The sequence below is a fragment of the Micromonospora noduli genome, from assembly GCF_003264365.1.
Lineage (GTDB): Bacteria > Actinomycetota > Actinomycetes > Mycobacteriales > Micromonosporaceae > Micromonospora > Micromonospora noduli.
Genome location: NZ_PYAK01000068.1, coordinates 21,404 through 27,993 on the forward strand (window position 1 = coordinate 21,404; position 6,590 = coordinate 27,993).

3 protein-coding genes are annotated in these 6,590 nt (G+C 74.3%); 2 read left to right on the top strand and 1 reads right to left on the bottom strand.

From position 1 onward, the window contains the following. Positions 1-14: 14 nt before the first annotated feature. Positions 15-2,258, bottom strand: a complete 2,244-nt coding sequence (locus tag GUI43_RS29605; RefSeq protein WP_112700281.1) for an adenylate/guanylate cyclase domain-containing protein — start codon at positions 2,256-2,258, stop codon at positions 15-17. Between the two features lie 194 nt (positions 2,259-2,452). On the opposite strand from GUI43_RS29605, the gene GUI43_RS29610 reads away from it, so the two are divergent. After that, entirely contained in the window at positions 2,453-5,350 is a 2,898-nt protein-coding gene (locus GUI43_RS29610; protein ID WP_112601062.1) for a helix-turn-helix transcriptional regulator, read from the top strand. A gap of 144 nt (positions 5,351-5,494) precedes the next feature. After that, complete coding sequence (locus GUI43_RS29615) at positions 5,495-6,265, top strand: DUF5995 family protein (RefSeq protein WP_091398349.1); 771 nt, start codon at positions 5,495-5,497, stop codon at positions 6,263-6,265. The last annotated feature ends 325 nt before the right edge of the window (positions 6,266-6,590 follow it).

The window sequence follows — 6,590 nt, forward strand, 5'->3', positions numbered from 1 at the left end:
AGTGATCATCGGAGTCAGGCGGAGGCGGGCAGGCCCTCCAGTGGGCGGACCAACGGTGGGCGGGGTATTGCCCGCACCACGCCCCGTGGAGTGCCGGCGTCGGCGAGTGTCCAGTGCCCAGCCGAACTCGCTGGCGTGGGGCGGATCGGCGCTGCGGGCCGTCCGGGGTCCCGGAACGGGTTACCGCCCGCACCGAGCGCAGGTCGGGACACCGCTGCGGCCGGCGTCGGCGGTACGTCGCCCGCCGAGGCGACGGCTCGGAGCCGGCGTGGGCCCGCCGTACGGTCGGCGTTGGGACCCGACGCGGCGGGACGGGTGGCCATCGTCGGGCTGGGACTGCCTCGTCTCAGCGCGGTCGGGCCGGTGGCACCGCCCGGCCCTGCCGGGGCCAGCGCCGCGAAGACGGTGTCGAGGCGGCCGGTCCGAGCGCCGACGGTGTCGAGGCGCACGATCTCCGCACTCCTCGCCGCCGAACCGTTGACCGCACCAGCGGCCGGGTCGGTCTCCCGGTGCACGGTGTCGAGGTGCGTCGCGCCGGCGGCCCGGCGCTGGAAGACGGCCCGCAGGGCGCGGGGCAACCGCTCGGCGGCGACCTGGCGCAGCGCCGGAGCGGCGAACGCGTACCCGTCGACGTGGTGGGGGAGCAGCAGCCCGGCGGCGACCAGCGTGCGGAGCGCGGGTGCGGACCGGCCGGGCGTCCAGCCGAGTGCCTGGTCCACGGCCGCCCCGGAGATCAGACCGCCGAGGGTGCCGGCGGCCATCAGCACCGCCCGCCGCTCACCGTCGAGGTGATCCAGTTCCGCGCCGACGGCCCGCCGTACCGCCTCGGGCAGCGGGAGCGCCGCCGGATCGGCGCCGTCCACCAGCGACGTGACGTACGCCGTCGCGTGCCCGGGGCGGCCTCCCACCAGCGGCAGCAACCGGTCGACCAGAGCCACCGGCTGCCCGGCCCGGGTGAGCAGGTGGCGCAGCAGCCGTCCGGACTGCACGGTGGCCAGTGGTCCGATCGTCATCTGGCGGGCCGGACCGGGGCGGGTGTCGGCCCACTGCGGCTGGTGCACGGTGAGCAGGGCCAGCGGCAGCCCGCGCTCCGTCGCCGCGCCGAACAGCGCGTGCAGGAAGCGGCTCACCGCTGGCGCGGCCCGGTCCAGGTCGTCGACGGCCACGATCAGCGGCCGGTGGGCGGCCAGCCGCAGCAGGACCTCGCGGCAGATCGCCGCGCCGGCGAGCGCGGCGGCCGAGCCGTCCGGGGTGGTCAGCATCCGCTGGAGCGCCGGGACCGCGGTGGCCACCCGGGTCGGCGGAAACAGCGGCGTCAGAGCGGCGACGAGCCGGTCGTGGACCGCCGCCGGGCCGTCGCTGTGCCGGATCCCGGCGAGGCCCCGTAGCAGGTGCGCGACCGGCGCCAACACCTGATCGGGGTACGGCTGACAGGTCGCCACGCACCAGCGGACCGGCAATCCGTCCACCGTGGTCAGCCCCCGGGTCAGCTCGTGCAGCAGCCGGCTGCGGCCACTGCCGGTGGGGCCGACCAGTGAGATCCAGCGTGGCGTCCGGTTTCGGATGGCCGCGCCCAACTGGTCGCGGATGGTGGCCAGTTCGCGGCGTCGACCGATCAACGGGCCGTCGTGCCGGTCGGCGCCGGGGCGTACCGGACCGACGGCGTGCCAGACCGGCACCGGCGGCACCCGGCCGGCGACCGGCACCGGCGTCAGCTGACGTTGGGTGATCAGGCCGGCGGTGGCGCGCGCTGTGGCCGCGCAGAGCGCGACGGCACCGGGCGCGGCGTACTCCTGCAGGCGGGCCGCGGTGGTGATCACCGCGCCGCTGGCCACGCCGTGCCCACCGGTGACGACGTCGCCCAGGTCGACCACGACCTCGCCGGTGGCGACACCGACCCGGACGCGCAGCTTGATGCCGTCGACCATGGGCCGTCGGTCCAGCGCGGCCTGGATCTCGAGCCCGGCGCGCACCGCCCGGTACGCGTCGAAGCCGTCGGAGTGCCGAGCGCCGAAGAGCGCCATCACGGCGTCGCCGATGTACTTCTCCACCACCCCGTGCCAGCGGTGCAGCACACCTGCGACGGTGTCGAAGTAGGCCCGCTGCAACGCTCGGACGTCCTCGGGGTCGAGCCGGTCCACCAGGGCCGTTGAGCCGACGATGTCCGCGAAGAGGACGGTGACGACGCGCCTCTCCTGGGGTACCGGCCAGAGCGGGGTGACGGTCCGTTGCGTGTCGACGATGATGCTGGTGGTCATGGGTGTCGCACCGGCCTTTCTCCCCGCGGTTGCCTGATCACCTCCGGAGATTGGCATTCCTGGGCCGACGGGGGATCTGCCGAACGACGTATGTCGGCCACCTGCAACCTTTAGTCGCAAAGTCGACGCGAGGAGTACCACAAGCGGTGGGCGGACGTAGAACGGTATGGGGCCCTGTGATTAGGCTGCGTGGCATGGCCAGCGATGTGGACACCGCACCGCTCGTGGGCCGGGCCGAGCTGGTGCAGACGGTTCGGTCCGCGTTGCTCGGTGACGCCGCGCACGGGCAGACCGCTGCGGTCTTCCTGACCGGCGAGAGCGGTGTGGGAAAGACCCGGCTGTTGGGCGAGATCGGCGACCGCCTACGGGAGCGGGGCGCCGTGGTGCTCACCGGCAGCTGCCTGGACATCGGTGACGCCTCCCCGCTGCACCCGCTGTTGCAGGCGCTGCGCCGGTTCGACACCGAGGTGTCCACCTCGCCCGCCCGCACCTCCTCGGCGGTGCGGGGGCTGCTGCAGATGTTCGCCGACGAGACCGCCGGGCCGGACGGCGCGGGCGCGTTGCTGGAGCGCGTCTCCCGTGGCCTGCACCTGATCGCCGAGGGTCGCCCGCTGGTGCTGATCCTGGACGACCTCCAGTGGGTCGACCGCAGCACCCGGCAGCTCCTGCTCTACCTCCTCGCCGGCCTGGGCGATCTTCAGCTGTCGGTGCTGGCGGCGGTGCGTGCCGAGTCGTTGCAGGGCGCGCACCCGTTGCGCCGGGTGCTCACCGAGCTGCGTCGACTCCGCACGGTGCGGGTGCTCGACCTGGCGCCGCTGGGCCGGGCCGACACCGAGACGCTCGCCGCCGCGGTGGTCGGCCGGACGCTGACCGCCGACGCGGCAGAGCAGGTGTGGCAGCGCAGCGGCGGCAACCCGTTCGTCATCGAGGAGCTGGCCCGGGATCTGCGCGACGGCCGCGACGGCCTGTCCGAGACGCTGCGGGAGATCTTCCTCGACCGGGTCGACGCGCTGCCCCAGCACGCGCACGCCGTGGTGCACGCAGTGGCCGCCGGGGTCGAGCCGGTGCAGCACTGGCTGCTGGCCGAGGTGCTGCGGATGCCGGAGGACGAGCTGATCGCCGCGGCCCGGGCCGCGGTGGCGCACCGGCTGCTGGTCGGCGCCGACGAGGGCTACCGGCTGCGGCACCGCCTCGTGGCCGAGGTGCTGGCGCACGAGCTGCTGCCGGCCGAGCGTTCCGGGCTGCACCGCCGCTACGCCGAGGCGCTGACCACGGCGCCCGGTGAGCTGCACCAGGCCCGGCTGGCGCACCACTGGCGGCTGGCCGGCGAGCCGGCGCGCGCCCTGCCGGCGGCGGTGGCCGCCGCCCAGGAGGCCGAGCGGCTGCACGGTTACGCCGAGGCGCACCGGCACTGGTCGGCCGCGTTGCAGTTGGCCGCCGAGCCTGGCCCGCTGACTGTGGACCGGGTCGAATTGCTCGAGAACGCCGCCGAGGCGGCTCACCACTGTGGGGAGCACGCCCGCGCGTTGGCACTGCTGGAGGAGTTGGCCACGCTGCGGGGTGGTGAGCCGAGCTGCGCGCTGCACATCCGCCGGGCCCGCTACCTGGCCGCCGCCGGTCGCTCCGCGCTGGCCGAGGAGGAATACCAGCGGGCGCTGAAGGCGGAGGACTGTTCTCCTCGGGACCGGGCCAGCGCCGCCGCCCGCCTGGCCGAGCTGCTGCTGCACCTGGGTCGGTACGCCGACGCCGGTGCGCGGGCCCGTGAGGCGTTGGCGTTGGCCGAGAACGTGGCGGGCTCGGCCACCGAGGTGGTGCTGGCCAGTTCGGCGTTGGGCTTCAGCGACGCCTGTCTGGAAGACCCGGACGCCGGTCTGGCGGTCATGCGCGACGCGCTCGACACCGCCGAGCGTGCCGGCCAGCCCGAGGACGTGGCCTGCGCGTACCTGCACCTGGCGGAGCTGCTGACCGGGCCGCTGAACGTCCTCGAAGAGGGCGTGGTGGTGGCCCGGCGGGGCGCCGAACGGGTGGCCGAGCTGGGGCTGGGCCGCACCTGGGGCACCCGGCTGCTGGCCATCGCCATCAACGGACTGTTCCGGGTGGGCCAGTGGGCCGAGGCGGAGAAGGTGGTGGCCGCCGCCCTGCGGCACCGACCGTCCGGTGCGGACGCCGTGGAGCTGCTGTTGGCCCGGTGCCGGCTGTCTGTGGGCTACGGCGACATCGAGGCCGCCGGTCGGGACCTCGACGCGGTGGCGACCCTGCTCGCCGGCGGCGGGGCGCGACACGTCATTCCGCTGCTCACCCTGCGTTCCGGGCTGGCCATGTGGGAGGGCCGGCACGACGTGGCCCGCCAGGCGGTGCAGCGCGGCCTCACCGAGAGCCGTTCCGACGACGTGATGATCCTCTCCGCGCTGGTCTGGCACGGCCTGCGCGCCGAGGCGGAGGCGCACGCCAGCCGCACGGTGGAGGTGGACCCGACGGCGGTGCGTCGGCTGCGGGACGTGGCCGAGCGGGTGGCCCGCAAGAGCGCCGGGGCCGCCCGGCCGGTGCGCTCGGTGGTGGAGGGCTTCCTGGCGCTGTGCGCCGCCGAGGTGAGCCGCCTCGACGGCAGCGATCCGGAGCTGTGGGCCGCGTCGGCGGCCGAGTGGGATCGCCGCAATCACCCCTATCCGGCGGCCTACTCGCGGCTGCGGCAGGCCGAGGCGCTGCTGGCTCGGCGCAGCCGGGTGGCCACCGCCGGCAAGCTCCTGCGGGAGGCCTACCGGGTGGCGCAGGGGTTGGGCGCGGTGCCGCTGACCTCGGAGATCCGGGAGCTGGCCGGGCGGGCTCGGGTGTCGCTGGACGAGCGCGACAGCACCACCGGCACGCGCGGCGTCCCGGTCGAGGCGTCCGACGACGAGTTGGCGGCGCTCACCGCCCGGGAGCGGGAAGTGCTCGCCCTGGTCGCCGAGGGGTTGACCAACAGGGAGATCGGGCAGCGGCTGTTCATCAGCGAGCGGACCATCGGGGTGCACGTGTCACACATCTTCGACAAGCTCCAGGTCCGTACCCGCGTGCAGGCCAGCGCGATCCAGTTGCGCAACCAACGAAGCTGACCGACCCACCACTGAAGTACGTATCCCGGCGCGTGTGCGCGCCGGGATACGTCGTTTTACTGATCCGGTGGCCCGGTGTCGGCTGAGAGGCTGGGCCGCGTCGACGACGGCACGGGGGATGCCGCCGACCACAATGGAGGAGAAATGATCGAACCGGTCTGGGGGCCCGTGCACCGGGACATCGTCGACCTGCTCGCCGATCATCCCGCGGACGTGCCGGCCGTGGTCGATCATCTGACCAAGCTCCAGGACATGCTGGTCCGGTTGCCGCCGTTGGAGGCCAGTTGCCCCCTCGCTGACTTCAACAAGCTCTACCTGACCATCACCAGCAGTGTGCTGGACGGGCTGTACGACGACCGCTTCATCGATCCGGTCTTCCTCTCCCGGCTCGACGTCGAGTTCGCCGCCCGGTACTTCGACGCGATGCGGCTGTGGACCGACTCCAGCCCCGGCACCCCGAAGGCGTGGTCGTGCCTCTTCGAGCGGATGCGGGGGCCGGATGCCCGTCCGCTGCCGTCGGCGGCGGCCGGGGTGAACGCGCACATCAACTTCGATCTGCCGTTCGCCCTGGTGACCACGTTCGACCACCTGGAGTCGGAGCCGGTCGACGGCAGCGACCAGCACCACGACTACCTCGAGATCAACAACATCTTCGCGGACAAGATCCCCGGCCTGCGCCGGGGCTACCTGGAGCGGTGGCAGCTGCTCATCGACATGCTCAACGGCGACATCGACGACTGGTACCAGGGGGAACTGGTCGAGTACACCCGCGATGTCGCCTGGCGTAACGCGCAGAAGATCTGGCGGTGCCGGCACGATCCGGACGCCCGCGAGTGTGAGCGCACACGGTTGGACGACAACGCCGCGGCGCTCGGCCGGTTGCTGCTCTCGCCCCTCGGGGCGTTCCTGCAGTAGCCGGGACGGGGGGCCCCCGCGCTCCGCCCCGTGGGGGGCGGCGGAGCGCGGGGGCGCGTCCCACCAGTTCCACCCCGCGTGGCCGCCCGAGGTCGGGCCGGGCACGCAGGGGACAGCCGGTCGGCCCGGGGGGTGTCGACCGTCTGCCACCGTCGGCCGGCCCGGGGGGTGCCGGCCGGCGGTGGGGGAGCGCCGAACGGGGGTCACGTTGACGGCGTGCGGATCCGGGGGTGTCGGCGGGCTGGGATCGGGTACGCCCGCGCCATGACCGTCCTGGCCCGGCGCCGGCCCGCCGCCCGCCCCCGGCCAGGACGGTCATGGCGCG

Bases quoted from the DNA above. Each gene is read 5' to 3' on its own strand.
- GUI43_RS29605 (WP_112700281.1), bottom strand. From the start codon at position 2,258: ATGACCACCAGCATCATCGTCGACACGCAACGGACCGTCACCCCGCTC.
- GUI43_RS29610 (WP_112601062.1), top strand. From the start codon at position 2,453: ATGGCCAGCGATGTGGACACCGCACCGCTCGTGGGCCGGGCCGAGCTG.
- GUI43_RS29615 (WP_091398349.1), top strand. From the start codon at position 5,495: ATGATCGAACCGGTCTGGGGGCCCGTGCACCGGGACATCGTCGACCTG.